The 25,706-nt window shown below is 67.6% G+C and carries 23 protein-coding genes; 19 read left to right on the forward strand and 4 right to left on the reverse strand.

What is annotated here, in order from left to right; translation table 11 throughout:
* Nucleotide 1 precedes the first annotated feature (1 nt).
* From ACO227_RS13685 to ACO227_RS13720, 8 genes are all read left to right on the forward strand, one after another.
* Nucleotides 2–571, forward strand: a complete 570-nt coding sequence (locus tag ACO227_RS13685; RefSeq protein WP_423602379.1) for a TMEM165/GDT1 family protein — start codon at nt 2–4, stop codon at nt 569–571.
* A 10-nt stretch (nt 572–581) separates the two neighbouring features.
* Nucleotides 582–1,487: an ROK family protein gene (locus tag ACO227_RS13690; protein WP_423602381.1), complete on the forward strand. Its 906-nt coding sequence runs from the start codon at nt 582–584 to the stop codon at nt 1,485–1,487.
* 16 nt (nt 1,488–1,503) lie between these two features.
* Nucleotides 1,504–2,115: a TetR/AcrR family transcriptional regulator gene (locus ACO227_RS13695; protein WP_423602382.1), complete on the forward strand. Its 612-nt coding sequence runs from the start codon at nt 1,504–1,506 to the stop codon at nt 2,113–2,115.
* Between the two features lie 342 nt (nt 2,116–2,457).
* Nucleotides 2,458–2,847: a hypothetical protein gene (locus tag ACO227_RS13700; protein ID WP_423602384.1), complete on the forward strand. Its 390-nt coding sequence runs from the start codon at nt 2,458–2,460 to the stop codon at nt 2,845–2,847.
* Nucleotides 2,844–4,121 carry an efflux RND transporter periplasmic adaptor subunit gene (locus ACO227_RS13705; RefSeq protein ID WP_423602386.1) on the forward strand — a complete coding sequence of 426 codons (1,278 nt, stop codon included), beginning with the start codon at nt 2,844–2,846 and terminating at the stop codon, nt 4,119–4,121. The genes ACO227_RS13700 and ACO227_RS13705 overlap by 4 nt, the downstream gene beginning before the upstream one ends.
* Before the next feature lie 71 nt (nt 4,122–4,192).
* The gene (locus tag ACO227_RS13710; protein ID WP_423602388.1) at nt 4,193–7,369 is read left to right on the forward strand and encodes an efflux RND transporter permease subunit; all 3,177 of its coding nucleotides are present in this window, start codon (nt 4,193–4,195) and stop codon (nt 7,367–7,369) included.
* Nucleotides 7,370–7,394: 25 nt separating this feature from the next.
* The gene (locus ACO227_RS13715) at nt 7,395–8,810 is read left to right on the forward strand and encodes an efflux transporter outer membrane subunit (RefSeq protein ID WP_423602389.1); all 1,416 of its coding nucleotides are present in this window, start codon (nt 7,395–7,397) and stop codon (nt 8,808–8,810) included.
* A gap of 297 nt (nt 8,811–9,107) precedes the next feature.
* Nucleotides 9,108–10,460 carry an amidohydrolase family protein gene (locus ACO227_RS13720; protein WP_423602390.1) on the forward strand — a complete coding sequence of 451 codons (1,353 nt, stop codon included), beginning with the start codon at nt 9,108–9,110 and terminating at the stop codon, nt 10,458–10,460.
* Between the two features lie 17 nt (nt 10,461–10,477).
* On the opposite strand, the gene ACO227_RS13725 is transcribed toward ACO227_RS13720, so the two are convergent.
* Nucleotides 10,478–11,494 carry a LacI family DNA-binding transcriptional regulator gene (locus ACO227_RS13725; protein ID WP_423602392.1) on the reverse strand — a complete coding sequence of 339 codons (1,017 nt, stop codon included), beginning with the start codon at nt 11,492–11,494 and terminating at the stop codon, nt 10,478–10,480.
* Between the two features lie 120 nt (nt 11,495–11,614).
* Between ACO227_RS13725 and ACO227_RS13730 the strand changes: the two genes are divergently transcribed.
* From ACO227_RS13730 to ACO227_RS13775, 10 genes are read left to right on the forward strand one after another with little or no spacing between them, the layout of a single operon-like run.
* Complete coding sequence (locus ACO227_RS13730) at nt 11,615–12,865, forward strand: MFS transporter (protein ID WP_423602394.1); 1,251 nt, start codon at nt 11,615–11,617, stop codon at nt 12,863–12,865.
* Nucleotides 12,862–13,911, forward strand: a complete 1,050-nt coding sequence (locus ACO227_RS13735) for a sugar phosphate isomerase/epimerase family protein (protein ID WP_423602395.1) — start codon at nt 12,862–12,864, stop codon at nt 13,909–13,911. Before ACO227_RS13730 ends, ACO227_RS13735 begins: the two co-directional genes overlap by 4 nt.
* A gap of 1 nt (nt 13,912) precedes the next feature.
* Nucleotides 13,913–15,079 carry a Gfo/Idh/MocA family protein gene (locus ACO227_RS13740; protein ID WP_423602396.1) on the forward strand — a complete coding sequence of 389 codons (1,167 nt, stop codon included), beginning with the start codon at nt 13,913–13,915 and terminating at the stop codon, nt 15,077–15,079.
* A gap of 45 nt (nt 15,080–15,124) precedes the next feature.
* Nucleotides 15,125–15,514: a c-type cytochrome gene (locus tag ACO227_RS13745; protein WP_423602398.1), complete on the forward strand. Its 390-nt coding sequence runs from the start codon at nt 15,125–15,127 to the stop codon at nt 15,512–15,514.
* Between the two features lie 38 nt (nt 15,515–15,552).
* Nucleotides 15,553–16,254, forward strand: coding sequence for a TIM barrel protein (locus ACO227_RS13750; protein ID WP_423602400.1), 702 nt, complete (start codon nt 15,553–15,555; stop codon nt 16,252–16,254).
* Nucleotides 16,172–16,438: a hypothetical protein gene (locus ACO227_RS13755; protein ID WP_423602401.1), complete on the forward strand. Its 267-nt coding sequence runs from the start codon at nt 16,172–16,174 to the stop codon at nt 16,436–16,438. The genes ACO227_RS13750 and ACO227_RS13755 overlap by 83 nt, the downstream gene beginning before the upstream one ends.
* Nucleotides 16,435–17,250 (forward strand): 3-keto-disaccharide hydrolase, encoded by an 816-nt coding sequence (locus ACO227_RS13760; protein ID WP_423602402.1) that lies wholly within the window; start codon nt 16,435–16,437, stop codon nt 17,248–17,250. Before ACO227_RS13755 ends, ACO227_RS13760 begins: the two co-directional genes overlap by 4 nt.
* Nucleotides 17,247–17,816 carry a gluconate 2-dehydrogenase subunit 3 family protein gene (locus tag ACO227_RS13765; RefSeq protein WP_423602403.1) on the forward strand — a complete coding sequence of 190 codons (570 nt, stop codon included), beginning with the start codon at nt 17,247–17,249 and terminating at the stop codon, nt 17,814–17,816. The genes ACO227_RS13760 and ACO227_RS13765 overlap by 4 nt, the downstream gene beginning before the upstream one ends.
* The gene (locus ACO227_RS13770; protein ID WP_423602405.1) at nt 17,813–18,640 is read left to right on the forward strand and encodes a sugar phosphate isomerase/epimerase family protein; all 828 of its coding nucleotides are present in this window, start codon (nt 17,813–17,815) and stop codon (nt 18,638–18,640) included. Before ACO227_RS13765 ends, ACO227_RS13770 begins: the two co-directional genes overlap by 4 nt.
* Nucleotides 18,641–18,660: 20 nt before the next feature.
* Nucleotides 18,661–20,337 (forward strand): GMC family oxidoreductase, encoded by a 1,677-nt coding sequence (locus ACO227_RS13775; RefSeq protein WP_423602407.1) that lies wholly within the window; start codon nt 18,661–18,663, stop codon nt 20,335–20,337.
* A gap of 137 nt (nt 20,338–20,474) precedes the next feature.
* Here the strand turns inward: ACO227_RS13775 and ACO227_RS13780 are convergent, their stop codons facing one another.
* Together ACO227_RS13780 and ACO227_RS13785 are read right to left on the reverse strand one after the other, a co-directional pair.
* A complete protein-coding gene (locus ACO227_RS13780) occupies nt 20,475–21,746 on the reverse strand; it encodes an MFS transporter (RefSeq protein WP_423602409.1) in 1,272 nt (423 codons plus the stop codon).
* Entirely contained in the window at nt 21,743–23,140 is a 1,398-nt protein-coding gene (locus ACO227_RS13785; RefSeq protein WP_423602410.1) for a glycoside hydrolase family 30 protein, read from the reverse strand. The genes ACO227_RS13780 and ACO227_RS13785 overlap by 4 nt, the downstream gene beginning before the upstream one ends.
* A gap of 79 nt (nt 23,141–23,219) precedes the next feature.
* Here ACO227_RS13785 and ACO227_RS13790 point away from each other — a divergent pair, with 79 nt between their 5' ends.
* Nucleotides 23,220–24,206 (forward strand): cupin-like domain-containing protein, encoded by a 987-nt coding sequence (locus ACO227_RS13790; protein ID WP_423602411.1) that lies wholly within the window; start codon nt 23,220–23,222, stop codon nt 24,204–24,206.
* Here ACO227_RS13790 and ACO227_RS13795 read toward each other — a convergent pair.
* Nucleotides 24,203–25,699, reverse strand: coding sequence for a tryptophan halogenase family protein (locus ACO227_RS13795; protein ID WP_423602413.1), 1,497 nt, complete (start codon nt 25,697–25,699; stop codon nt 24,203–24,205). The genes ACO227_RS13790 and ACO227_RS13795 overlap by 4 nt on opposite strands.
* Nucleotides 25,700–25,706: the final 7 nt, after the last annotated feature.

Genomic DNA, 25,706 nt, shown 5'->3' on the forward strand with positions numbered 1-25,706 from the left:
CTTGGAAGCCTTCCTGACCTCGACCGCCCTGGTCGCGCTCGCCGAGATCGGCGACAAGACCCAGCTGCTCGCGATCGTGCTCGCCACCCGCTTCAAGCGGCCGGTGCCGATCATCCTCGGCATCCTCGTCGCGACCCTCGCCAACCATTTCCTCGCCGCGCTGGTCGGGCAGCAGGCGGCGGCATGGCTGGAGGGGGCGTGGTTCCGCTATCTGATCGCCGCCTCGTTCATCGCGATGGCGGCTTGGACGCTGGTCCCCGACAAGCTCGACGATGTCGAGGACAGGCCGGCGCGGTACGGCGCGTTTCTCACCACCACCATCTGCTTCTTCCTCGTCGAGATGGGCGACAAGACCCAGGTCGCGACCGTCGCGCTCGGCGCGCGCTTCGCCGAGGTTGGCGGGGTGACGGCGGGGACGACGCTCGGCATGATGCTCGCCAACGTCCCCGCGGTGCTGCTCGGCAACGAGCTGGTCAAGCGCGTGCCGTTGCGCACGGTGCGGATCGCCGCGGCGCTGTCGTTCCTCGTCATCGGCATCTGGATGCTCGCGCAGACGCTGCGGGGCGGATAGGCTGCGCGACATGACGGACTCGCGGACCTGGCTGGCGATCGAGACCGGGGGCACCAAGCTGCTCGCCCGGCTGGTCCGTGACGACTCGGCGCTCGCCGAGGAACGCTGGCCGACCACCACGCCCGAGGCGGCGGAGTCGGCATTGCTCGACTTCGTGGCGGAGCGGCTGCGGAGCGGAATGGTCCTGAGCGGCGCGGGCATGGCGGCGTTCGGGCCGATCGTGGTCGATCCCGCCGCCGCCAATTATGGCGAGGTGCTGGCGACGCCCAAGCCCGGCTGGAGCGGCGCCAACCTCCGCGCCGCGCTCGAACACCGGCTGGGCGTGCCAGTGGCCGTCGATACCGACGTCAACGCCGCGGCGCTTGCCGAGCTCGAATCGGGCGCGGGCAGGGGGTGCGCCAGCGTCGCCTATGTGACCGTCGGCACGGGTCTCGGTGCCGGCCTCGCACGGGCCGGGGGGACGCTCGCAGGGGCGTTGCACCCCGAGATGGGCCATGTCCCGGTGCTGCGGCTCGACGGCGACTCGACCCCCAGCACCTGCCCCTTCCACCCGAGCTGTGCCGAGGGCATGGCGGCCGGACCGGCGGTGCAGGCGCGGCTGGCGGGCCGGCGGCTGGAAGAGTCGCCCGGTGACTTCGCGGCGGTCGCCGACTATCTCGGCCAGCTCTTCGCCACGATCGTCTTCGCCTGGTCGCCGCACCGCATCGTCGCGGGCGGGGGCGTGCTGGCGGTGCCGGGGCTGCGCGAGGCGGCAGTCGCGCGCATGCTCGCGGCGCTGGGCGGCTATGGCGTGGGGGAGGCGGCGCATGCGCCCGGCTTCGTGCGCGCGCCCGCCCTCGAACATGCCGGACTGGAGGGTGCGCTGATCCTCGCCCGGCGGGTCGCCACAAACCCGTTGCGTCCGGCAACCGAATGATTATATACCGACCGATATGGAAACCCTGACCGCCCCCGCCGTCAAAGGCCGCCCGCGCGAATTCTGCGTCGACACCGCGCTCGCCGCGGCGCTGCGCGTGTTCTGGAGCAAGGGCTATGAGGGCGCGTCGCTCAACGACCTGACCGAGGCGATGGGCATCACCCGGCCCAGCCTCTACGCCGCCTTCGGCAACAAGGAAGCGCTGTTCCGCAAGACGCTCGACCTCTACGAGGAAGAGAAGCTCTGCTACATGAGCAAGTCGCTCGAGCAGCCGACCGCGCGCGAAGTCGCCCGGCACCTGCTCCGCGGCAGCATGGAGAACCAGACCAGCAAGAGCGAGCCGCACGGCTGCCTCGGCGTGATCAGCTCGGTCGCGTGCGGCGCCGAGGCGGAGTGCATCCGCCAGGAGGTGCTCGAGCGCGGCAAGGTCGCGAAGCGCGCGCTGATCGAGCGGTTCGAACGCGCCAAGGAAGAGGGCGATCTGCCCGCCGACGCCGATGTCGAGGGGCTGACCAGCTTCATCTACGCGATCATGCAGGGCATGGCGGTGCAGGCCGGCGCCGGCGCGACGCGCGCCGACCTCGAACGGCTGATCGACACCAGCATGGCGATGTGGCCCTCCAAATAAGGGCTTTGGCTTCCCCTCGGTAAAAATTTATCGATCGGTACAGAAAGCCATTGACGCAACGCAGCAAGGTTTCTATACCGGGTGGTATAGAAGTTGGACTCGCCCCCGGCGGGTCCCCGCATCGAAAGGGAAAGCCGATGCAGAAACACTGTACCGTCCCTAGCGTCTGACGACGGGCTGACGCCCGCTCATCCGACATCCCCATGACCGGCAAGCGCCCGGCGGACCCGTGGTTCGCCGCGTGAGGGCGCGCGTTCGCGCCGGTTCGCACCCGAATTCATGCCGCGCTCCCCGCGACGGCGAACTGCGGCGCTCGCGCCGTGAACAGAGGAGACATGCACCATGGCGTATCTTGCCTTTGCCGAACACGGCGCCGTCTTCGCCACCCCCGGCGCGGTCCGCACCGCCCCCGAGCCCGCGCGCTTCTCGGCGCTCGAATGGTCGGTGGTGGCGCTGGCCGAGCGCGACAAGCTCTCGAGCCTGCGCGAGCCCGGCCGCATGGCGGTCGCGCTCGGCAGCCTGTTCGGCGAGCGGCGCAGCACGCGCCTCGCCGATCCCAAGCTCGAGGCGCTGCGGCGCATGGCGGTGCTGACCTGGCACCACGGCTATCGCGTCGCCCAGTCCGCCGTGCGCGGCTTCCTGGCCGCCGGCTTCACCCCTGACCATTACGAGCTGCTCACCGGCAGCATCGTCGCCGCACGCGTCAAGCGCGACCGGAGGAATAACCGATGAACATGATCACGCGTATCGATCCCGTTGAAGATCTTCCCGCCCGCCGCCGTTTCCGCGACTGGCCGCTGTGGCAGCGTGCCTCGATGATCGTGCTGCCGATCGTCGCGGTCGGCGCCGGCGTCGGAGTCTTCAACCGCGAAAGCCCGGCGGTCGCCGCGCCGCCGCCGCCCACCGTCACCGTCGCCACCCCGCTGGCGCGCGACCTCACCGAATGGGACGACCATGTCGGGCGGTTCGAGGCGTCGAAGAGCGTCGACGTGCGCCCGCGCGTCTCGGGCGCGGTGACCGCGGTGCACTTCACCGACGGCGCGATCGTGCAGAAGGGGCAGTTGCTCTTCACCATCGATCCGCGCCCCTTCACTGCCGCGCTCAACGAGGCGCGCGCCGGCGTCGCCCAGGCGCAGAGCGATCTCGCGCTTGCCGAGGCCGATCTCGCCCGCGCCAGCCGCCTCCTCGCCGAGGATGCGGTGTCGAAGAGCGACTATGACCGGCTTGCCGCGCGCGCCCGTGCCGCCCGCGCCTCGCTCGCCGCGGCGCAGGCCCGCGTCGCCTCGCGCGCGCTCGACGTGCAGTTCACGCAGGTGCGCGCGCCGATCACCGGCCGCATCTCCGACCGCCGCGTCGACGCCGGCAACCTCGTCTCCACCGCGGATGCCGGCGGGGGGACGCTGCTCACCACGATCAACGCGCTCGACCCGATCTACTTCACCTTCGACAGCTCCGAGGCGCTCTACCTCAAGGCGCAGCGCGAGCGCGCGAAGTCGGGCGCCGCGCCGCAGCAGGTCGAGGTGCGGCTGCAGGACGAGAGCGGTTATAACTGGAAGGGCAGGGTGGACTTCACCGACAACGGGATCAGCGCCCAGTCGGGTACGATCCGCGCGCGTGCGGTGATCGACAACCCCGACTATTTCCTCGCCCCCGGCATGTTCGGCAACATGCGCCTGACCGGCGGTTCGCCCGAGCGGGCGCTGCTGGTGCCCGATGCGGCCGTCCGCACCGACCAGGCGCGCAAGGTCGTGTTCGTGGTCGGCAAGGACGGCACGGTCGCGGCCAGGCAGGTCACGCCGGGCCCGCGCATCGGCAACCTCCGCACCATCCGTGCCGGCCTCGCGCCGACCGACAAGGTGGTGATCCAGGGGCTGCAGATGATCCAGCCGGGCGCGAAGGTGACCGAGCGCGTGGGCAAGATCGAACTGCCCCGCGCCCCGGCCGCCCAGCCGCCCACGCAGGTCAACGAACCCGCGGCCTCGCAGGCGACCCTCGCCGCGCGCTGAGTGCGCGAACCATGACCGACTAACCACTCCGCTCGCGTGATCGCGGGCGGAGCAAGCCAAGGCTTTGCCCGATGCGCTTCAGTCATTTCTTCATCCGCCGCCCGATCTTCGCGGGCGTGATCGCGATCCTCATCACGATCATCGGCGCCTTCGCCTATTTCGGGCTGCCGGTGTCGCAATTCCCCGCCGTCGTGCCTCCGACGGTCACGGTCAGCGCCAACTATCCCGGCGCCTCGGCCGAGACCGTGGCGGACACCGTCGCCGCGCCGATCGAACAGCAGATCAACGGCGTCGACAATATGCTCTACCAGTCGTCGCAGTCGACCGGCGACGGGCGCGTGACGATCACCGTCACCTTCAAGCTCGGCACCGACCTCGATACCGCGCAGGTGCTGGTGCAGAACCGCGTCGCGCTCGCCGAGCCGAGCCTGCCCGAAGAGGTGCGCCGCCAGGGCGTGGTGGTGCGCAAGACCTCGCCCTCGTGGCTGATGGCGGTCAACGTGCTGTCGCCCGACGGGTCGCTCGATCGCGGCTATGTCTCCAACTATGCGCTGACCCAGATCAAGGACCGGCTGACCCGCATCGACGGGATCGGCGACGTCCAGGTGTTCGGCGCGCGCGACTATGCGATGCGCGTGTGGATCGATCCCGGCCGCACCTCGGCGCTCGGCCTCACCGCGGGCGAGGTGGTCGCCGCGCTGCGGGCGCAGAACATCCAGGTCGCCGCCGGCACCGTCGGCCAGCCGCCGTTCGATACCGGCGCCGCGCAGCAGCTCAGCGTCGAGACGCAGGGCCGCTTCAAGACCGCCGACGAGTTCGCCGACATCATCGTCCGCACCGATCCGTCGGGCGCGATCACCCGCGTCCGCGACGTGGCACGCGTCGAGCTCGGTGCCGAGGATTATGGCGTCAACGCCTATCTCTCGGGCCAGGACTCGATCATCATGGGCATCACCCAGCGACCGGGCACCAATGCGCTCGCCGCGGCGGAGGGCGTCAAGGCCGAGTTGGCGGCGGCGTCGCAGAGCTTCCCCAAGGGGCTCGAATACCGGATTATCTGGAACCCGACCGAGTTCATCAGCGAATCGATGGATGCGGTGGTGGCGACGCTGTTCGAGGCCGTGCTGCTCGTCGTGCTCGTCATCCTCGTCTTCCTGCAAAGCTGGCGCGCCGCGATCATCCCGATCGTCGCCATCCCGGTCTCGCTGATCGGTGCCTTCGCGGTGCTGGCGGCGCTGGGCTATTCGCTCAACACCCTCTCGATGTTCGGCCTCGTGCTCGCGATCGGCATCGTCGTCGACGACGCGATCGTCGTGGTCGAGAATGTTGAGCGCAACCTTGAGCACGGCCTGTCCCCGCGCGAGGCTGCGCACAAGTCGATGGACGAGGTGTCGGCGGCGCTGGTCGCGATCGTGCTGGTGCTGTGCGCCGTGTTCGTGCCGACCACCTTCCTCACCGGCATCACCGGCGAGTTCTACCGCCAGTTCGCGGTGACGATCTCGGCCGCGACGATCATCTCGCTGATCCTCTCGCTCACGCTCTCTCCCGCGCTCGCCGCGCTGCTGCTCCGTCCCAAGGCGGAAGAGGCGCCCGAGCGCGGCTGGCGCCGCGTGGCGTGGCGTGCGGGCAACTGGTTCAATCGCAACTTCGATCGCCTCGGCGACTGGTATGCGGGCATCACCCGCCGCTTCGCCTCGGCGCCCAGGCGGATGTTCGCGACCTATGGCGGGCTCGTCCTCGCGACCGGGGTGATCTTCTGGTCGACCCCCGCGGGATTCATCCCCGCGCAGGACCAGGGCTATGCGCTCGCCGCGATCCAGCTGCCCCCGGGCAGCTCGATCGAGGAGACCGACCGCGTGCTCAAAAAGGCGGTGAAGAAGCTGCTCGAGGTGCCCGGCACCGAAGCGGCGGTGATGTTCTCCGGCTTCGACGGCGCTTCGCAGACCCAGGCGTCGAATGCGGGCGCGGCCTACGTCACCTTCAAGCCGTTCGCCGAGCGCGCCGGCACCGACCGGACCGAGCTCAACATCGAGAACGACATGCGCGCCGCGCTGGCGGACATGAACGAGGCGTTCGCCTTCGTCATCCCGCCGCCCGTCATCCAAGGCGTCGGCAATGGCGGCGGCTATCGCATGATGGTGCAGGACCGCAGCGACGCCGGCTACCAGGCGCTCGAGGCGGCGGCCGGCGGCGTGATCGGGGAGGCGCACAAGAGCAAGGAGCTCGCCAACGTCTTCACCCTGTTCAACACCGCGACTCCGCGCATCTATGCGGACATCGATCGTGCCAAGTCGGACATGCTCGGGGTCCCGCCGAGCCGCGTGTTCGAGGCGATGCAGGTCTATCTCGGCTCGTCCTATGTCAACGACTTCAACCTGCTCGGGCGCACCTTCCGCGTGACCGCGCAGGCGGATGCGCAGTTCCGTGACGACCCGGCCGACATCGCCCAGCTCAAGACGCGCTCCAACGCGGGCGGGATGGTGCCGATCGGCGCCGTCGCGACCTTCGAGGACCGCACCGGGCCGTATCGCGTCACCCGCTACAACCTCTTCCCCGCGGTCGAGGTCGATGGCGACACCGCGCCCGGCTATTCGACCGGCCAGGCGCTGGCGCGGATGGAGGTAATCGCCAAGAATCTGCCGCAGGGCTTCTCGGCGGAATGGACCGATCTCGCCTTCCAGCAGAAGGCGGCGGGCAATGTCGCGGCGCTGATCTTCGCGCTGTCGGTGGTGTTCGTCTTTCTGGTGCTGGCGGCGCAGTTCGAAAGCCTGATGCTGCCGATCTCGATCATCCTGATCGTGCCGATGACGCTGCTGGCCGCGATGCTCGGCGTCAATTTCCGGGGACTGGACAACAATATCCTGACCCAGATCGGCCTGATCGTGCTGATCGGCCTGGCCGCGAAGAACGCGATCCTGATCGTCGAGTTCGCCAAGCAGGCCGAGGAGCGCGGCGCGACCGCGCTGCAGGCGGCGGTCGAGGCGGCGCGGGTGCGGCTGCGGCCGATCCTGATGACCAGCTTCGCCTTCATCCTGGGCGTGCTGCCGCTGGTGACGGCGTCGGGCCCGGGCTGGGAGCTGCGTCAGGCGCTGGGTACGGCGGTGTTCTACGGCATGATCGGCGTCACCGCCTTCGGCCTGGTCTTCACCCCGACCTTTTACGTGGTGTGCCGCGCGCTCGCCGACCGGATCAAGCGCCGCCCTCGCGACGGTGCCGCCCCGGCCGCCGAAGTGCAGCCCGCCGAGTGACCCCGAGAAAGAGAAGGAGCAAGTCATGCTTCGCAATCTGATGACCGCCGCATCGGCGTTGGCGCTCGCCGCCTGCGCCACCGGCCCCGACTATGCAGCACCCCAGACGCCCTCGGCGGCGGCGGGCAAGTTCGTCGCCGCCACGAGCCCGGCGGTCGACCCGCTCGCGCCGGTGCAGGGCGACTGGTGGCGGCTGTACGACGACCCCGCGCTCGACCAGCTGATCGCCGACGCGCTCGCGGCCAATACCGATGTCCGCGTCGCCGTCGCACGGCTCGCCCGCGCTCGCGCTTCGCTGCGCGAGGTGCGGACCGATCGGCTGCCCGAGGTCGGGGTGGGGGCAGGGGCGAACTATGGCCGCCTGCCCGAAAGCCAGCGCGGCCCCGGCGCGCCGCGCGAGGACTGGTCGATCGATGCCGGGCTCGAGGTGAGCTACGAAGTCGATCTCGCCGGCCGCGTGACGCGCGGGATCGAGGCGGCGCGCGGCGATGTCGGCGCGGCCGAGGCCGATGTCGAGGCAGTCCGGGTGACCGTCGCCGCGGAGACCGCGCGCGCCTATGCCGACGCCGCGGCCTCGGCCGAGCGCATCGCGGTCGCCGAACGCATCGTCGCGCTGCTCGATCGTTCGCTCACCCTCACCGAGCGGCGGCGCGAGGTCGGCCTCACCACCGGGCTCGACACCGCGCGTATCGCGACGCTGCGCAACCAGCGCCAAGCCGAGATCCCGGCGCTGGCGGCCGAGCGCGACGCGGCGCTGTTCCGTCTCGCGACGCTGACGGGCCGCGCGCCGGCCGACTTGCCGCAGATCGCGCGCGAGCGGGTGGCGACGCTCCGCCTCGACCAGCCGATCCCGGTCGGCGACGGCGCGCAACTGCTCGCACGCCGCCCGGACATCCGCGCCGCCGAGCGCCGGCTCGCCGCCGCCACCGCGCGGATCGGGGTCGCGACCGCGGATCTCTATCCGCGCGTCACTCTCGGCGGTTCGATCGGCTCGACCGGGCCGGACATCGGCGACGTGTTCGGGGCGGGGCCGCTGCGCTGGCTGCTCGGCTCGCTGATCAACTGGTCGTTCACCGACCAGGCGCGCGGCCGTGCGCGCATCGCCGGGGCGGAGGCGGACACGCAGGCCGCGCTCGCCGAGTTCGACGGCACCGTGCTGCGCTCGCTGCAGGAGACCGAGACCGCGCTCTCGGCCTATGCCCGCGCGCTTGACCGGCGCATCGCGCTCAAGGCCGCGCGCGACGCCGCCGAGCGCGCCGCGCGCATCGTCCGCGCCCAGCAGCGCGAGGGACAGGTCGACAGCCTCGCTTTGCTCGACGCCGAACGCACGTTCGCCGAGGCTGAGGCCCAGCTCGCGGCAATCGACGCCGGAATTGCTGACGCCCAGATCAACCTCTTCAAATCCCTCGGCGGCGGTTGGGGAACGCGCGCAGCGGGCTGAGCCGTTCCGTCTGGGCGAGCGATCCTATCGTGGCCCGGTCCGCACCGTTGTGGACATGACGGTCAGGCCCGGACGCGCCTACCCGGTCAGCTGCGACGCGATCGTACCGAGAAGGCTGGAGGCGGCGAACCTGCTGGTGCCGCTCGCGCTGCCGGCGTCGCGGCGGACCTGACAAGCTGCCGCGTGCGTGATAGCTTTCGCTAGCGGGCCGCGAACCGGTCCGGCTGAAAGGAGAGGGTTCCCATGCCACGCCTCGCCTCTCTCGACATGCGTGGTCCACTGGTTGTTTTCGCGCTTATGCTGCTGGTCGCAGCGGCATTTGTCGCAGCAAGAGGAACGGCGCCGGACGCGAAGCAGTCCGACGGGACGATCGCGTTCGTCGGCGTCAACGTCGTGCCGATGGACCGCGAACATGTGCTCGCAGACCAGACCGTTGTGGTGCGGGCAGGGCGGATCGTGTCGGTAGCTCCCGCGACGGCCGCACGCATTCCGGCGGGTGCCCGCCGGATCGACGGGGCAGGGCGCTGGCTGATGCCCGGCCTGGCCGAGATGCACGGCCATGTGCCCGGCCCCGAGGATCCGGCTTATCGCGACGATATGCTGTTCCTCTATCTGGCGAACGGCGTCACCACCGTCCGCAACATGGCCGGAAATGCGTCGCATCTTGCCCTGCGTGACCGCATCGCCAGGGGCGAACTGCTCGGCCCGACGCTCCACACGGCAAGTCCGTGGCTGAGCGCAGCGGTTGCTGGGACGCCTGACAAGGCGCGCCAGGCGGTGCGCGACTATCGTGCGGCGGGATATGACCTGATCAAGATCGGCAGCGTGCCGCGGGACGCCTATCTCGCGATGGCCGAGACCGCAAACGGGATTGGAATGCCGTTCGGCGGCCACATTCCTGAGGGCGTTCGGCTCACCGACGCGCTCGGGAGCCGGCAGACTTCGATCGACCACCTCGATCGCTATGTGGAGTTCCTGGTCCCCGAGGCCACTGATACCGCCGGGCGCCCGGCCGGTTTCTTCGGCAGCGGCTGGGTGCAATTTGCTGATGCGCGCCGCATCCCCGATGCGGTCCGGCGCACGGTCGCGGCGGGGACCTGGAACATACCGACGCTGAGCCTGGTCGAGCATCTCGCTTCGTCCGAGACGCCCGAGGCGATGATCGCCCGGCCGGAAATGCGCTATATGCCCAAACGCGTGCTGGAAGGCTGGGCAAAGGCGAAACGGGAGTTCACCGCACGTCCTGATTTCCAGCCGGAGGCAGCACGACGGCTGGTGGAACTTCGCCGCCGTCTGGTGCGCGATCTTCATGCCGAGCGCGCACCGATCGCGCTCGGGTCGGACGCACCGCAATTCTTCAACGTGCCGGGCTTCTCGATCCATCACGAGATACGGATGATGCAGGCGGCGGGGATGACGCCCTATCAGGTGCTCGCGACCGGTACGCGCGAGGCCGCGCGCTATTTCGGTCCAAAGGCGCACTTCGGCACGATTGTGCCCGGACAGCGCGCCGACCTGATCCTCCTGACCGCCAACCCACTTGAAAACCTGGTCAATGTCGAGCGCCGTGCAGGTGTGATGGTACGCGGACGCTGGCTGCCCGAGAGCGAGATCCAGGCGCGTCTCGAAAAGATCGCCGCTGCCAATTGAGGGGCGGTAAAGTCTGCCTAGGGCAGCGCAACCTCACCGCGAACCGGCCGGGTACTGTCGCGGACGATGAGCTCGTGGGGCAGGGTGATCTGCTGGATCGGGCTTTCCGGATCGCGCAGAATCTCGACCAGCAGTTCGACGGTCCTTTGGCCGATCAGCCCCTTGGGCTGAGCAACGGTGGTGAGCGCGGGCTGGAAGAAGCGGGCGGTGGGAAGGTCGTCGAAGCCGGCGACCGAGACATGCCCGGGGCAGGTGAGGCCGGCCGCGCCGATCGCGCTGATCGCACCCATCGCCATTTCGTCGCTGAAGCAGAAGATCGCGGTGACGTTCCGCTTGAGCAGGTCGCTCGCCAGCTCGAACGCCAGCTTCGCCGAATAGTCGCCGTTCCGCACTTGCAGGCGATCCTTCAGGCCGCGCCGCTCGGCGGCCCCCATGGCACCGGAAAGGCGGTCGCGGGTGATCGGGCTGATGAGCGGGCCTGTGACGATGCCGATATCGCGATGGCCCAACTCGATCAGATGCTCGACCGCATCACTGCTCGCGGCGGCATTGTCGATATGCACGCTGGGGACGCCGAGGTCCGGGCTGTACTCGCAGCCGTTCACGACCGGCGCCGCGATGCCCGGCCGCGACAGAAGCGGGCTCAGATTCTCCGGCAGCCGGTGGCCGAGAAAGATGAGCCCGTCCACCTCGCGGCGCGACAGCATCTCCGCATATTGGTCCTCGACTTGCGGGTCGTGCCGGGTGTCGCCGACTACCACCGCATAGCCCGCGTCGCGCGCAGCTTCCTCCGCGCCGCGGATGATGCTTGCGAAGAACGGATTGGAGATGTCGGGCACGGTCAGCAAAATCTTGGCGGCTCGCAAGGTACGCAACGTCCGCGCCGCGACGTTGGGGGAATAGCCGAGCGATTGAACGACCTCGAGCACCCGCAGACGAGTCGATTCCGCCACCCGCTCGGGCTGGCTCAGTACGCGCGAAACCGTAGCGGTGGAGACGCCGGCGACCGCGGCGACGTCAATAATTGTTGGCATCACGGCTTCATGTCGCTTGCCGTGCAGCCTGTCGACAAAATTCGATGTAATCCTTTACATCTGCGCTTGTTCTGCTTAGCCTGAGTCGCGAAAAGAACGACTACATCGAGGGGGGATCGCATGACCACGGCGAATGAGGTGCTGGATGGCGCTTCGCATCCGGGTTCGGGAATGCTCATGGGGCGGCTGAGCCTCCTCATGTTCCTTCAGTTCTTCGTCTGGGGCGCATCCGCCGCCACTCTCGGGCTGGTCATGCAGACCGTCGGAATCGGCAATCTCATCGCCAACGCCTTTTCGGTCGGCCCGATCGCATCGATTGCAGGGTCCTTCCTGCTCGGCATGACCGCGACTCGCTATCTCAGCCCCAAGGCGCTGATGGTGATCCTCCATCTGGCCGGCGGCGCGGTCCTCCTGGCGTTGCCGGCGCTGTTGACCCCGGAGACGGGCGGCACCTTCGTCTGGGTGCTGCTCGGCTACATGATCCTCTACATGCCGACTGTCGGGCTCGCGAATACGATCGCGCTGAAGAGCTTTGGCGAGCGCACCGATCGCTTCCCCTTCGTCCGGGTCTTCGGCACGTTCGGCTGGATTGTCGCGGGCCTGATCATCGGCTGGCTGGGCCTGTCGGCAAGCCCCGAGATTTTCCGTGTCGCGGCGGTCGCGTCGATCGCGCTCGGCATCTACAGCCTGACTCTCCCCAAGGTGGAGCCGGATGCTCCGCGCGGCGAAGGGCTGGTACGCCAGGTGCTTTGCGTCGAGGCATTCAGCCTGCTTGGGCAGCGCTCCTTCCTGATCTTCGTGGTCTGCGCGACGCTGATCTCGATCCCGCTGGCCATGTATTATGCCTATGCCTCGGCCTATATCGGTGCAGCGGGCATCGCGAATGTCGGCGGCACGATGGCGATCGGACAGATGTCCGAGGTGGCATTCATGTTCTCGATGCCGTGGCTCTACCGTCGTTTCGGCGTGAAGCCGCTGCTGCTGGTGGGCATGGCGGCGTGGGCGCTGCGCTATGCGCTGTTCGCGATCGGCGATGGCGGGGACGCGCTCTGGGCGATCTACCTCGGCGTGGCGCTGCATGGGGTCTGCTACGACTTCTTCTTCGTCGCAGGCGCGATCTACACGGGCACGATCGCCATGCCCAAGGGGGTCAATGCTCAGGCGCAGGGGATGCTGACGCTGTTCACCTATGGCGTGGGCATGCTGCTCGGCTCGCAGATCGGCGGGCTGCTCTATGCGCAATTGCCCGCGGCGCCGACGATCGCCGACTGGCAGCAGATGTGGTGGTATCCGGCGATCGCGGCCGTGGTGATCACCGTGCTGTTCCAGCTCCTGTTCCGCGATGATAGCAAGACGGGAGCCACCACATGAATGCGATGAAGGGGCCAGCGATCTTCCTCGCCCAATTCATGGGCGACACGGCGCCGTTCGACACGCTGGACGGGCTCGCCAAATGGGCCGGAGAGCTTGGCTACAAGGGAGTCCAGATCCCCTGCGATCCGCGGCTGTTTGATTTGCGGTTGGCTGCGGAGAGCAAGGGCTATTGCGACGATCTGCGCGGCAAGCTTGCAGGCTATGGCGTCGAGCCAACCGAGCTTTCGACTCATCTGCAGGGTCAGCTCGTCGCGGTGCACCCGGCCTATGACCAGCTCTTCGACGGCTTCGCCCCGCCTGAACTGCACGGCAACCCCGCCGAGCGCCAGCTCTGGGCGGTCGAGCAGGTCAAGCTTGCCGCCAGGGCGAGCGCCAATCTTGGGTTGAAGGCCCATGCGACCTTCTCCGGGGCGCTGGCATGGCCCTATGTCTATCCGTGGCCGCAGCGGCCGGCGGGGCTGGTCGAGGAAGCCTTTGCCGAACTCGCCCGTCGCTGGGTGCCCATCCTCGACGTGTTCGAGGAAGCTGGCGTCGACTGCGCCTTCGAGATTCATCCCGGCGAGGATATCCACGACGGTGCGACCTGGGAGCGGTTCCTCGTGGCGGTCGACGGCCATCCGCGTGCGCGCATCCTGTTCGACCCGTCGCATTATGTACTGCAGCAGCTCGACTATCTCGACTTCATCGACCGCTATCACGACCGCATTTCGTGTTTCCATGTGAAGGATGCCGAGTTCAACCCGACCGGGCGCTCGGGGGTCTATGGCGGCTATGAGAGCTGGGTGGATCGCGCCGGGCGCTTCCGATCGCTGGGCGACGGGCAGGTCGATTTCGTCGGCATCTTCAGCAAGCTGGCGCAATATGGCTATACCGGCTGGGCGGTGCTCGAATGGGAGTGCGCGCTCAAGCACCCGGAGGACGGCGCCCGCGAAGGCGCGCCGTTCATTCGCGATCACATCATCCGTCTGACCGAGCGGTCCTTCGACGATTTCGCGGCAAGCGGAGTCGACCGGGACGCGATCCGCGCGCTGCTGGGGCTCTAGAATGGCTCTGCGGCCTCTCCGGCTCGGCATGGTGGGCGGCGGCGAAGGCGCGTTCATCGGTGCCGTACATCGCATCGCGGCCGCGATCGACGGCGAGTGGCGGATGACTGCCGGCGCCTTCAGCACCGATGCGGGGCGCAATTCGCGGACGGGGGAGACGCTCGGGCTCGATCCGCATCGCGTGTACGATACGTTCGAGCAATTGGTGGAACGCGAGCGTGCGTTGCCGCTGGGAGAGCGGGTCGATGCGATCGCGATCGTCACGCCCAACCATCTCCACGCGCCCGTGGCGATCGCCGCGCTCGACGCGGGTTTCCACGTGCTGTGCGAAAAACCGATGGCGATGAGCGTCGCGGAAGCCGAGGCGATCGAGCGGTCGGCGAAGATCAGCGGACGGCTGTTCGCACTGGCCTTCACCTATGCAGGGTACCCGCTGGTCGAAGAGGCGCGCACCCGCGTTGCGCGGGGCGATTTCGGTGCGATCCGGCTGGTGCAGGCGGAGTATCTGCAAGGCTGGCTCAGCCGGCCGATCGACAAGGACGGCAACAAGCAGGCGGAATGGCGCACCGATCCGGCGCGGGCAGGGATCGGCGGATGCCTGGGTGACATCGGTACCCATGCCTTCCAGATCGCCGAGCATGTCTCGGGCCTGCGGACGCAGATGGTTTGCGCGGAGCTGACGACGCACGTCGCGGGGCGGCTGCTGGACGACGATGTGAGCGCACTGCTGCGCTTCGACGGCGGTGCACGTGGCGTGCTCAAGGCCAGTCAGGTTGCGGCCGGCGAAGAGAATGGCCTCAAGCTGCGCGTCCATGGCGAGTTGGGCGGCCTTGAATGGTCGCAGATGGAGCCGAACACGCTGAGCTTGCGGTGGCTCGACCGGCCCGCCGAGATCGTGCGGACCGGCGGCCCCGGCCTCGATCCCCGCACGCTGGCGCTGACTCGAACTCCAGCGGGGCATCCGGAAGGCTATCTCGAGGCCTTTGCGAACATTTACCGCGCATTCGCGGCTGCCGTCCGGCATGGCGGATCCGCATCGGATATTGCGCCAGGCACTGAAGGGTGGTTTCCGGGCCTCGCCGATGGACTGCGCACGATGCGCTTTGTCGAGACGGTCGCCGCTAATGCGGCATCGGACGAGAAATGGACTATGTTCGGAAGCGGGTAACGCGGATATAGCGAGACAAAACAAGAAGTTGGTTGGAGAGTTCAAATGAAGCTTATTGCGGGTCTGGCAACGGGAATGGTAGCGCTAACAGCTTCGGGCGCTGCATTCGCGCCTGTATTTGCCCAGGGCAAGCCTTCCGCGGCACCGCCGGCGTTTGCTGCGTGCCGTGCCTGCCACACCACCAATAAGGGCGGCAAGAATGGGCTCGGTCCCAATCTCTACGGGATCATCGGCAGGCCCGCCGCTTCGGTGCCCGGCGTCAGCTACTCTGCGGCGCTCAAGGGCTCGAAGCTGAAGTGGGATGAGAAGACATTGGACGCGTTCCTCGCCAATCCGTCGAAGAAGGTGCCCGGAACACGGATGCCGATCGGTACGCCCGATCCGGCGAAGCGCGCCGCGATCATCGCTTTTCTGAAGGCCGAGAGCGCAAAGTGATGTGGCCGATCGCGCGCCGGAGCTTGCTCGCAGGAGGAATGGCCTTGCCCGTCGCGGCATTGGCAGGCGCGCAGGGCACCGCGTCCAACGCCGCGCATTTCTCGCTCGCCTATGCGCCGCATGAAGGCAGCTTCGCGAGCCGGGGCGGCCTGATCGAGCAGATCGCGTACGCCGCCGATCAAGGCTTCCGGGCGTGGGAGGACAATGAGGCCGCGAAGCGCCCGATCGACGAGCAGGAGCGGATGGCCAAGGCGCTCGCCCAGCGCGGGCTGCGGATGGGTGTGTTCGTCGCGAGCATGCCCAAATGGGCGCAGTCGCGGCCATTGCTCGGGGGCAACGACGATGGCGAGCGCGAGGCCTTCCTCGCCGACATTCGGGGCGCGGTCGATGTCGCCAAACGGCTGAACGCGACGCAGATGACGGTGGTGCCGGGCTTCCTCGATCCGCGTGTGCCGGCCGATATCCAGACCGCGCGGATCATCGACGTCATGCGCCGTGCCGGTGACATCATGGCGCCGCACAAGCTGACGATGGTGATGGAGCCGCTGAACACGCGCACCAACCATCCCGGCGTGTACTTGCAGACGATCGCCCAGGGCTATGCCGTGGCGCGTGGGGTGGACAGCCCAGCGGTCAAGATCCTCGCCGACCTTTATCATGAGCAGATTCAGTCGGGGAATTCTCATTCCGGCACTCGAGACTTGCTGGGCGGAGATCGCCTATCTCCAATTCGGCGATAATCCCGGCCGCAAGGAGCCGGGGACCGGCGAGATCAACTACGCGAACATCGTCCGATGGCTCCGCGCCAAGCGCTACACCGGCGTGATCGGGATGGAGCACGGAAATTCGACCAAGGACCGCGCGGGCGAGGATCGCCTGATCGCCGCCTATCGCAACATCGATCGACAAGGAGGGGAGGCATGACGCGCATGCGCAAGGCCGGTTGCCTGATCGCCGGAGGGATCGCGATCGCGAGCGCATCCGCGCAGGAGAAGCCGGGGTTCAAGGACACGCCGATGCTGCCGGACGGCAAGTGGCGCGTCCATGATGCGGACCGGCCCGCCCCCGCGGTGGTGACGCCGGCAGCGACGCCGGGTGGTGCGCCGTCCGATGCGATGATCCTGTCGGCCGACGCGTGGCAAGCCCAGTTGGCGCCATGGACCGTCGCCGAGGGCACGATCACGGTGCCACCCCGTCCGCCGGGTGGCGGCGACAATAATCTTGTCTCACGCCAGAGCTTTGGCGACGTTCAGCTCCATCTCGAATTCCGCTCGCCCAACCCGCCCAAGGATTCATCGCAAGACCGCGGCAATAGCGGCATCTGGTTCATGCAACGCTATGAGGTCCAGATCCTCGATGCCTATCAGAACCCGACCTATGCCGACGGCACGGTCGGTGCCGTCTATGGATGGAAGCCGCCGCTGGTGAACGCCGCGCGCAAGCCCGGCGAGTGGCAGAGCTATGACATCGTGTTCGAGCGGCCGCGCTTTGCGGCGGACGGCAAGCTGCTGCGCCCTGCCTACGTCACCGTCTTTTTGAACGGCGTGCTGGTGCAGAACCGCCAGGCGATGCTCGGCACCACGGTCTGGCGCAGAGTCGCCGCCTATCAGCCGCATCCGGACGCGGCGCCGCTGCAACTGCAGGACCACGGATCGGCGGTTTCGTTCCGCAACATTTGGGTGCGCCCGCTGTCCGAGGCCGCAATCCCGCAGGATCTTCCCGGAGGCGCAAAATGATCAACCGCAGAACCGCTCTGGCAGGTGTGGCAAGCATGTTCGGCGCGTCGCTGTTCGCGCCGCTCGCGCGGGCGGCCGGAACCTCGCCGCGCGGCGATATTCCCGTCATCTCGGAGGGACCGCCGAGCGTGCGGGTGTTCACGCCCGCCCAGCGTGCAGCGATGTCGGCGCTGAGCGACCGCGTGATTCCGACGACCGATACGCCCGGCGCGATCGCCGCGGGGGTGCCGGATTTCATCGAAAAGATGCTGGCCGACTGGGCGATGCCGGGGGATCGTGTGCCGATCATCGCCGGGCTCGACGCGATCGAGGCACGCAGCATGCGCGACTATGGCGTGCCGGCGGCCAAGGCGACCGTCGAGCAGCAGGACGCGCTGCTGACGCTGGCGATGAACGGACAGCTGGACGGCGCGGGCGGGTTCTTTGAGCCGTTCCGCCAGCTCGTCATCGCTGGCTACTACACATCGGAGATCGGGATGACGCAGGAACGCGAATATCTTCCGGTGCCGGGCGAGTATAACGGCGAATTTCTCTATTCTCAGGTCAACAAGGTGTATTCTTCATGATCGCACGCAGAACCCTGCTGGCAGGGGCCGCGGGCGCCGCCGCCGTGGCGTGTCTCCCGGCGGCGGCCGCGGCGCGCAGGCCGATCGGCCTTCAGCTCTATACGCTGCGCGAACTCTTCGCGAAGGATCCGGTGAAGACGCTCGAGCAGGTCGCGGCCATCGGCTATCGCGAGGTCGAGTTCGGCGGTGGCGGATATGACGCGATGGATCCCGTCATGCTGCGCAAGGCGCTCGATCGGCTGGGCTTGAAGGCACCATCGATCCATGTCGGTTACGACGCGCTGCTCAATCAGTTCGGCCGGCAAGTGACTCTTGCCAAGACGCTCGGGGCCGACACCGTCGTGCTGCCGTACATGACGGAGGAGCATCGTACCGGGCCCGGCTGGCGGGCGGCATTGCCGAACATCGGTCGCTTTGCCGCCGAACTGAAGGAGGCCGGGCTGGGCTTTGCCTATCACAACCATGATTTCGAGTTCACGTTGAAGCCGGACGGCGTCAGCCTGTTCGATCGCCTGCTCAAGGAAACCGATCCCGCGGTCGTAAAGATCGAGCTGGACCTGTTTTGGGCCGCGCGGGCTGGCGAGAATGTGGCCGCGCTGATCGACCGGTTGGCTGGCCGCCTCTATGCCTACCACGTCAAGGACATGCGCGCCGACCGCAGCATGGCCGCGGTGGGGCAGGGCACGATCGACTTCGCCGCGTTGTTCAGGCGCAAGGGCAGTGCCGGCGTCCGCCACTTCTATGTCGAGAACGATCAGGCGCCAGCGCCCTATCTTCCCGACGTCACCACGAGCTTTCAGACGCTGCGCGCGCTGCGCTTCTGACCGAACAGGAGAGAGAGATTATGGCTTCGACCAATAGGTTCGATGCAATCGTCATCGGGTCGGGCGTCAGCGGCGGCTTCGCGGCGAAAGAACTCACCGAGAAGGGTCTGCGCGTCCTCATGCTCGATCGCGGCGTGATGGTCGAGCATGGTGAGGACTATCCCTATGACGGTAAGCCGGCCTATGAGGTCCCGGCGCGCAACATGATGCCCAAGCCGTTGACCGACAGCGATTATTTCATCGCGAAGCACGGCTATGTCTCGCCGAGCAACCGGCACTTCTACAATGACGACCGGCTGAACCCCTATGCCTTTGACGAAGGCAGCAAGTTCTATTGGATCCGGCCCGGCGCGGTCGGGGGAAAGTCGCTGATCTGGGGGCGCTGGAGCTTTCGCTGGAGCGCGGAGGATTTCGAAGCCAACAAGCGCGACGGCATCGATGGCGACTGGCCGATCCGCTATGACGACCTGGCGCCGTGGTACAGCAAGGTCGAGAAATATATCGGCGTATCCGGCTCGCGCGAGAATCTGCCGCATCTTCCCGACAGCGAGTTCCAGCCGCCAGTGCCCATGAACATCGCGGAAAAGTGGTTCAAGCAGCGGCTCGAAGCCGAGTTCCCCGGCCGCAAGCTGATCAACGCCCGCCTGTCCAACATCACCGAGGACAAGCCCGAGCAGAACCGCACCAAATGCCAGTTCCGCGCCCAATGCGGCAATGGCTGCTCCTTCGGCGCCTATTTCTCGACCCAGGCGGTGACGTTGCCCGCCGCGCGCGCGACCGGGCGGTTGACGCTCAGGTCGGACGCAGTCGTCACCAACCTTGAATATGATCCGGTCAAGAGGCGCGTGACGGGCGTCCGCTTCATCGACGCAAAGACCCGCCAGGCTGAAGTCGTCAGTGCCGACCTCGTCTTCCTGTGTGCATCGGCGATGGCGTCGGTGCAGATCCTGATGAACTCGCGACCGGCTGGCAGCGGTCGCAGCCATTTCGATTCCAGCGGGACGCTCGGCAAATATGTGATGGACCACATCTTCCGTGTCGGGATCGAGGGTGAGATTCCAGGCATGACCGAGTACATCGAATATGGGCGCCGCCCAGGCGGCATCTACATTCCGCGTTTCCGCAATGTCGGCCGCGACGAGGATGTCGGTTTCAAGCGCGGCTATGGCTATCAGGGCGGCGCCCACCGTCCCCCTGCGGCGCCGGTCGGTTTCGGTGCATCGATGAAGCAGGGCATGCGCCAGTACGCGCCCTGGAGATTGCACATCGGCGCGTTCGGCGAATGCCTTCCCTACCGGGACAACAGCGTCTCGCTGCACGCGGACAAGGTCGACCGGTTCGGCGTTCCGCTGATGCGCTTCGACGTCCGTTTCCGCGAGAATGAGTTGCGGATGATGGCGGACGCTCGCGCCCAGGGCGAGGCGATGCTAAAGGCCGCGGGCCTGAGCAATGTCACCAGCTCGCAGCGTGAGCATGTGCCGGGCGACGCCATCCACGAAATGGGCGGCGCTCGCATGGGTACCGACCCGCGCGCGTCGGTGCTCAACGGTTGGAGCCAGGCGCACGACGCCTCGAACCTGTACGTGACCGATGGAGCGCAAATGGCGTCCGTGTCCTGCGTGAACCCGTCGCTCACCTTCATGGCTCTCACCGTGCGGGCGGTCGACCACGCGGTCAAATCGCTTCGGAATGCGTAGGCGTGGTGCCGGGGAGCGGGTGATATCCGGGTAACGCGATTCAGCGGTCGACTACCGGTTTTCAGCCCTCCCTCATCGCGAGTTTTGGAGAAGTTGCCGATTGCGATCGCCGCTTCGATTTGGCGCAGCGCTTTCGCTCATGAAAACAGCGGAGGCGAATGCCCGTGCTGATCCTTGGTGAACCCGGTTGCGGCGAACGCAAACCCCGCGATGTAGAGATAGGCGAGCACCGGCACGGCAAAGGCCCAGCGGAGCCCCGCCCAATCCGCGATGCCGCCGGCCAGGAGCGGCAAGGCCGCACCCGGGCCGACCGCCAGGACCAGCAGCCCTGACGTCGCGGTCGCGGGCGCTGCGGAGCGTTCAAGGGAAAGCGCGAAGATCGTCGGGAACATGATTGAATTGCACAGGCCCGTCGCGAGCAGGCACCAGGCGCTGGCCGGACCAGGCAGCACCAGGGACGCCAGGCACAGGCTCGCCGCGGCCAGCCCGGCCGTGGTCAGCAGGCGTGCCGCCGGCAGGTGGCGCAGCAGCCAGCTGCCGACGAACCGGCCCACAAGAGCACCGCCCCAATAAAGGCTCGCGACCCGGGCGGCGGCGGTATCGAGGGGCAGGGCGAGCGTATCAGCCTGGGCGAGATAGAGGATCAAGATGCTTCCGATCGTCACCTCCGCGCCGACATAGAGCGCGATACCGAGCGCCCCCAGCAACGCCCAGCTCGAGCGCAGCGCGGTAAGCGCACCGCCGGCAGCAGGCGGCTCGGGTGCCGCAGCGGCGGCGATGGTACGACGCGTGGCGATCGTCGCCGCGATGAGGCATGCCAGGAGCAGCGCCATGACGAGATAGGCTTGGGCCATCGCCTCGATGCCGGAGGCCCGTTCGGCGGCGGAGCGGATCGGTGCGGTCGACTGGAAGGCGGGGCCGGTCAGGACGAAGCCGGCGCCGAAATGCACGCCGCACACCATGCCCAGCGCGTTGAACGAATGGACGAGGGTGAGCCGATAGTGGCTTCGCTCGGGCGGCCCCAGCGCTGCGACTAGCGGATTGGCGGCGACCTGGAGGGCAGTGACGCCGCTGGCCAGCACGAACACAGCGGCGAGCACGACGGTGAAATCGGGCAGAAAGCGGATGAACTGCATCGCCAGGCATCCGGCCGTCATGCTGGCGAGCGCCACCCAGATGGCACGGATCGGGCCGAGCCGGCTCAGCATCGCGGCCGCGGGGAGCGACATCAGGAAGAAGGCGGCGAAGGAGGTGATCTGGGTGAGCAGCGCCTGGGTGTAGCCCAGGCCGAAAACACGCCGCGCGGCTGCCAGCAGCGGATCATTGTTGGCACAGATGAACCCCCAGCCGAAGAACAGCGCGGTCACGCTGGCAAAGGCGAAGCGGGAAGAGGCGGCGGCTCCGCTCAACGCGGGCGTTGCCAGCGGAAGGTCGCCGCGCCTTGCGGGGCCAGGCGATAGGCGAAGCGGTGCCCTTCCGCGCTTACCGTGAGGTCCCGTGCCGCCGCGGCGGCGTTGAACGCGATGAGCACGCGGCTCCCGTCGGGGTTGGCATAGGCGATGGTCTCGATCCCGCCCGGCTCGTTGGTCGCGCCGATTCGCCAGGCGCCGGGACGGACGAAGCGCGATGCCTGGCCCAGCGCATAATATTCGGGGTTGCGGGTGATCGCGCCGGTCCGGCTGTCGATCGTCACCACGCCGCGGCAATCGCCGCAGCCGCCGAGATGGGGACCATATTTCTCGTCGAGCGCGAGGTTCCACAGCAGCACGCCGCGCGCCCAGTTGCGCGGGGCGCCCATCACCAGCGTGCGTAGCGTCCAGCTCCAGCTGTCCGCCCAGGGACCGGACCAGTTGCCGCCCGAGCATTCGGTAAAGAACACCTCCTTGTCGGGAAAGGCATCGCGAACCTTGCTCTGCGCCGAGACGTCGCCGCCATAGCAATGCCAGGCCACGCCCGCGACGTAGCGGTTGGCGGCGGGATCGGCGAGCGTGCCGAGCGGATGCTCGGGCTTGTCCCAATTATGGTCCCAGTCGAGGATTTTGGTCTTCAGCCCCATCCGGGCGAATTCCGGGCCGACATGGTCGCCGATGATCCGGGCGCGCTGCGCTGCGCTCAAGCGCATCCCGGGATAATCTTCCGGCTCGAAATCGGGCTCGTTCTGGATGCTCAGATAGTCGATCGGCCCGATCTCGGCGGCGAAGGCCTGAACGGTCTTGCCGAGATAGCGCGCGAACGGCGCATAGGCGGTCTCCAGCAGCGTGCCCTTCACCAGCGAGTCCGTCGACTTCATCCACCCCGGGGCACTCCAGGGCGAGATCATCACCGCGAGCTCCGGGTTGATCGTCCGTGCGGCGCGGGCGGTGGGCAAGACGTCCTCCCGCGCCGGCGCGATGGAGAAACGGGAAAGGCCGGGATCGGTCTGCCCCTTGGGCATGTCGTCATAGCTGTAGTGGCTACGCGAGAAGTCCGAGGCGCCGACCGTCAGCCTCGTAAAGGCGAAGCCCAGGCCTTCGCTGCCGAACAACTCGCGCAGCAATGCGGTGCGGTGTTGAGAGTTCAGCCGGCGCTGGATCAGATAGGCCGAGGCATCGGTGATCGCCGCGCCGAAGCCCACCATGCGCTGGTAGCGCTTGGCCGGATCGACTGTGATCGTGCCGGCAGTACCTCGCTTCAGCGGAAGCGGGGCTTGCCGCGCGAGCAACGCGGACTTGTCGGGCAAGGTCAGCCAGACCTCGACCTGCGACGGGGGGACGGGCGCCGCGGCGGTGGCGGCGAGCAGGGCGAGGGCAAGCACGGCGCGCATCAAGTCTCTCCTCCTTCTACGAGCGGGGGGCGGCGGTCGGATCGACGCGGTTGGAGCGGGCTGATAGGCTTCCCCGGTCATGACCCCCATTCGCATCCTGCATGACGTCACCCCCGCCAGGTTCGAGGAGATCCGGACGGGCGGCGAACCGGCGGTGATGCGGGGTCTCGTTGCCGACTGGCCGTTCCTGCGCGCCGCGGATGCGTCCGCCTATCTGCGCGCGCTCGCGTTGCCCGGCAGCGTCCTCTACATGCGAGCGCCGCCCCAGGTGGAAGGGCGGATGCACTACGGCGCCACCATCGGCTCGCGCAACTTCACGCGCGAGGAGGCGCCGTTCGCGGCGTTTCTCGACCTGCTCGCCGAACAGGCCGAGGCGGCACGTCCGGATGCGGTGGCGCTGCAGGGCCTGCCTGCCGCGCAGCTGATGCCAGGCTTCGCCGAGGCCAACCCCATGCTGCTTGTCCCCGGCGTCTCGCCGCGCCTTTGGATCGGCAACGCGGCCAAGGTCGCGATCCATCACGACCCGACCGAGAACATCGCCGTGGTCGCCGCCGGGCGCCGACGCTTCACCTTGTTCGCGCCCGAGCAGGTGGCAAACCTCTATATGGGCCCGTTCGACCCGACGCCGGCGGGCGTGCAGGTGAGCATGGTCCATCTCACCGCGCCCGATCTGAAGCGCTATCCGCGCTTCGCCGCTGCGATGGACGCAGCGCTGGTCGCCGAGCTGGGTCCCGGCGATGCGATCTACATCCCGTACCAATGGTATCATCACGTCGAGGCGCTCGATGCCTTCAACGTGCTGGTGAACTATTGGTGGGATCCGGTGCGCGATGCTTCGCCTTGGGAAGCGATGATGCATGGCTTCGTCAGCCTCAGGAGCCTGCCGCCCGACCAGCGCCGCGCCTGGCGCGCGATGTTCGATCGCTATGTCTTTCTGACCGAGGGGGATCCCGGTGCGCATCTGCCGCCCGAGGCCCGCGGGGTGCTTGGGGCCACCTCGCCCGAGGCGATCGCCCAGATGCGGCAGATGCTGCTCGCCGGCTTGCAGAAGCGTCTGAGGCGCTAGGCCGCGCACGTCTTTGCCACGAAATCGGCGTGGCTCGGCATCAGCGCCACGCACTTGGCGATCACCCGCTGGATGTTGCCGAGATAGTCCTCGACCTGGGAGTCGGGCTTGATGTCGACCAGCGGATCATAGCCGCGCGGGATCACGCCCTGGCCGAGCAGCACCTGGATCCAGCTCTCCTCGGAGAACAGCTCCTCATCCTCGCGGAAGATGCGGCCATTGGCGGCGAACAGGTCGATCTTGCGCCGGAGCGTGTCGGGGACCTCCATGTCGCGGCACTGGCGCCAGAACGCCGTGTCGTCACGCTCCGTCGCCTTGTAGTGGAGGATGATGAAGTCACGGATGCGCTCATATTCGAAGTCGGTCTGGCGATTGAATTCGGCGATGGTCGCGGGATCGAAGCAGCGGTCGGGAAGCAGCCGGACGAGCCGGATCACCGATGATTGGATCAGGTGGATGCTGGTCGATTCGAGCGGCTCGAGAAAGCCCGAGGCGAGCCCGACCGCGACGCAGTTCTTGTTCCAGATCCGCTTGCGCTTGCCGGTGGTGAAGCGGAGGCGATTGGGCTCGGCAAGTTGCTCGCCGTCGAGATTGGCGAGCAGTTGGGCCTCCGCCTCCTCGTCCGAGATATGCGCGCTCGAATAGACGTGCCCGTTGCCGGTGCGGTGCTGGAGCGGGATGCGCCATTGCCACCCGGCGGCGAGCGCGGTGGCGCGGGTATAGGGGGTGAAGGGCTCGGTTCGCGCGCAGGGCACGGCGATGGCGCGGTCGCAGGGCAGCCAGTGCGTCCAGTCCTCATAGCCGGTCCCCATCGCCTGCTCGATGATGAGGCCGCGAAAGCCCGAGCAGTCGATGAACAGGTCCGCGGCGATCGTCTCGCCGTCCGCCATGGTGACGGAGTCGACGAAGCCGTCTTCGCCGCGCAGCGTGACGTCCGCGACCTTGCCCTCGCGGCGCACCACCCCGTGCGCCTCGGCATAGCTGCGCAGATACTTTGCATAGAGCCCGGCATCGAACTGGAATGCGTGCGCGATATGGCCGATCGGGCTCTCGGCCATCTTGGGATCAGCGCGCATGAACTTGTTGGCGCGTGCCGCCATCGAGTTGATCGAATAGGCGGAGAAATCGGCGGCGCGGCCCCGGGCGCGCATCTTGAGCCAATATTGGTGGCAGCGCAGCCAGCCCAGGTCCTGGCCGATCACGCCGAAGCTATGGAAATAGGCATCGCCCAGCCGCGTCCAGTCGACGAACTCGATGCCGAGCTTGAAGCTGCCCTGGGTGCGCCGGATGAAGTCGTTCTCGTCCAGTTCGAGCAACTCGTTATATTTCTTGATCGCCGGGATCGTCGCCTCGCCGACGCCGACCGTGCCGATCTCCTCGCTCTCGATCAGCGTGATCTCGTACAGCCCCTGGAAGAGTTTGCCGAGAAGCGCCGCGGTCATCCAGCCGGCGGTGCCGCCGCCCACGATCAGGATGCGCTTGAGTTGCTGCATGGCCCTC

The sequence above is a fragment of the Sphingomonas sp. MS122 genome (genome assembly GCF_049532975.1).
In the GTDB taxonomy this organism is placed as follows: domain Bacteria; phylum Pseudomonadota; class Alphaproteobacteria; order Sphingomonadales; family Sphingomonadaceae; genus Sphingomonas.

Coding starts and splice junctions, on each gene's coding strand:
- ACO227_RS13690 (WP_423602381.1), top strand. CDS start 582: ATGACGGACTCGCGGACCTGGCTGGCGATCGAGACCGGGGGCACCAAG.
- ACO227_RS13695 (WP_423602382.1), top strand. CDS start 1,504: ATGGAAACCCTGACCGCCCCCGCCGTCAAAGGCCGCCCGCGCGAATTC.
- ACO227_RS13700 (WP_423602384.1), top strand. CDS start 2,458: ATGGCGTATCTTGCCTTTGCCGAACACGGCGCCGTCTTCGCCACCCCC.
- ACO227_RS13705 (WP_423602386.1), top strand. CDS start 2,844: ATGAACATGATCACGCGTATCGATCCCGTTGAAGATCTTCCCGCCCGC.
- ACO227_RS13710 (WP_423602388.1), top strand. CDS start 4,193: ATGCGCTTCAGTCATTTCTTCATCCGCCGCCCGATCTTCGCGGGCGTG.
- ACO227_RS13715 (WP_423602389.1), top strand. CDS start 7,395: ATGCTTCGCAATCTGATGACCGCCGCATCGGCGTTGGCGCTCGCCGCC.
- ACO227_RS13720 (WP_423602390.1), top strand. CDS start 9,108: ATGCTGCTGGTCGCAGCGGCATTTGTCGCAGCAAGAGGAACGGCGCCG.
- ACO227_RS13725 (WP_423602392.1), bottom strand. CDS start 11,494: ATGCCAACAATTATTGACGTCGCCGCGGTCGCCGGCGTCTCCACCGCT.
- ACO227_RS13730 (WP_423602394.1), top strand. CDS start 11,615: ATGACCACGGCGAATGAGGTGCTGGATGGCGCTTCGCATCCGGGTTCG.
- ACO227_RS13735 (WP_423602395.1), top strand. CDS start 12,862: ATGAATGCGATGAAGGGGCCAGCGATCTTCCTCGCCCAATTCATGGGC.
- ACO227_RS13740 (WP_423602396.1), top strand. CDS start 13,913: ATGGCTCTGCGGCCTCTCCGGCTCGGCATGGTGGGCGGCGGCGAAGGC.
- ACO227_RS13745 (WP_423602398.1), top strand. CDS start 15,125: ATGAAGCTTATTGCGGGTCTGGCAACGGGAATGGTAGCGCTAACAGCT.
- ACO227_RS13750 (WP_423602400.1), top strand. CDS start 15,553: ATGGCCTTGCCCGTCGCGGCATTGGCAGGCGCGCAGGGCACCGCGTCC.
- ACO227_RS13755 (WP_423602401.1), top strand. CDS start 16,172: ATGAGCAGATTCAGTCGGGGAATTCTCATTCCGGCACTCGAGACTTGC.
- ACO227_RS13760 (WP_423602402.1), top strand. CDS start 16,435: ATGACGCGCATGCGCAAGGCCGGTTGCCTGATCGCCGGAGGGATCGCG.
- ACO227_RS13765 (WP_423602403.1), top strand. CDS start 17,247: ATGATCAACCGCAGAACCGCTCTGGCAGGTGTGGCAAGCATGTTCGGC.
- ACO227_RS13770 (WP_423602405.1), top strand. CDS start 17,813: ATGATCGCACGCAGAACCCTGCTGGCAGGGGCCGCGGGCGCCGCCGCC.
- ACO227_RS13775 (WP_423602407.1), top strand. CDS start 18,661: ATGGCTTCGACCAATAGGTTCGATGCAATCGTCATCGGGTCGGGCGTC.
- ACO227_RS13785 (WP_423602410.1), bottom strand. CDS start 23,140: ATGCGCGCCGTGCTTGCCCTCGCCCTGCTCGCCGCCACCGCCGCGGCG.
- ACO227_RS13790 (WP_423602411.1), top strand. CDS start 23,220: ATGACCCCCATTCGCATCCTGCATGACGTCACCCCCGCCAGGTTCGAG.
- ACO227_RS13795 (WP_423602413.1), bottom strand. CDS start 25,699: ATGCAGCAACTCAAGCGCATCCTGATCGTGGGCGGCGGCACCGCCGGC.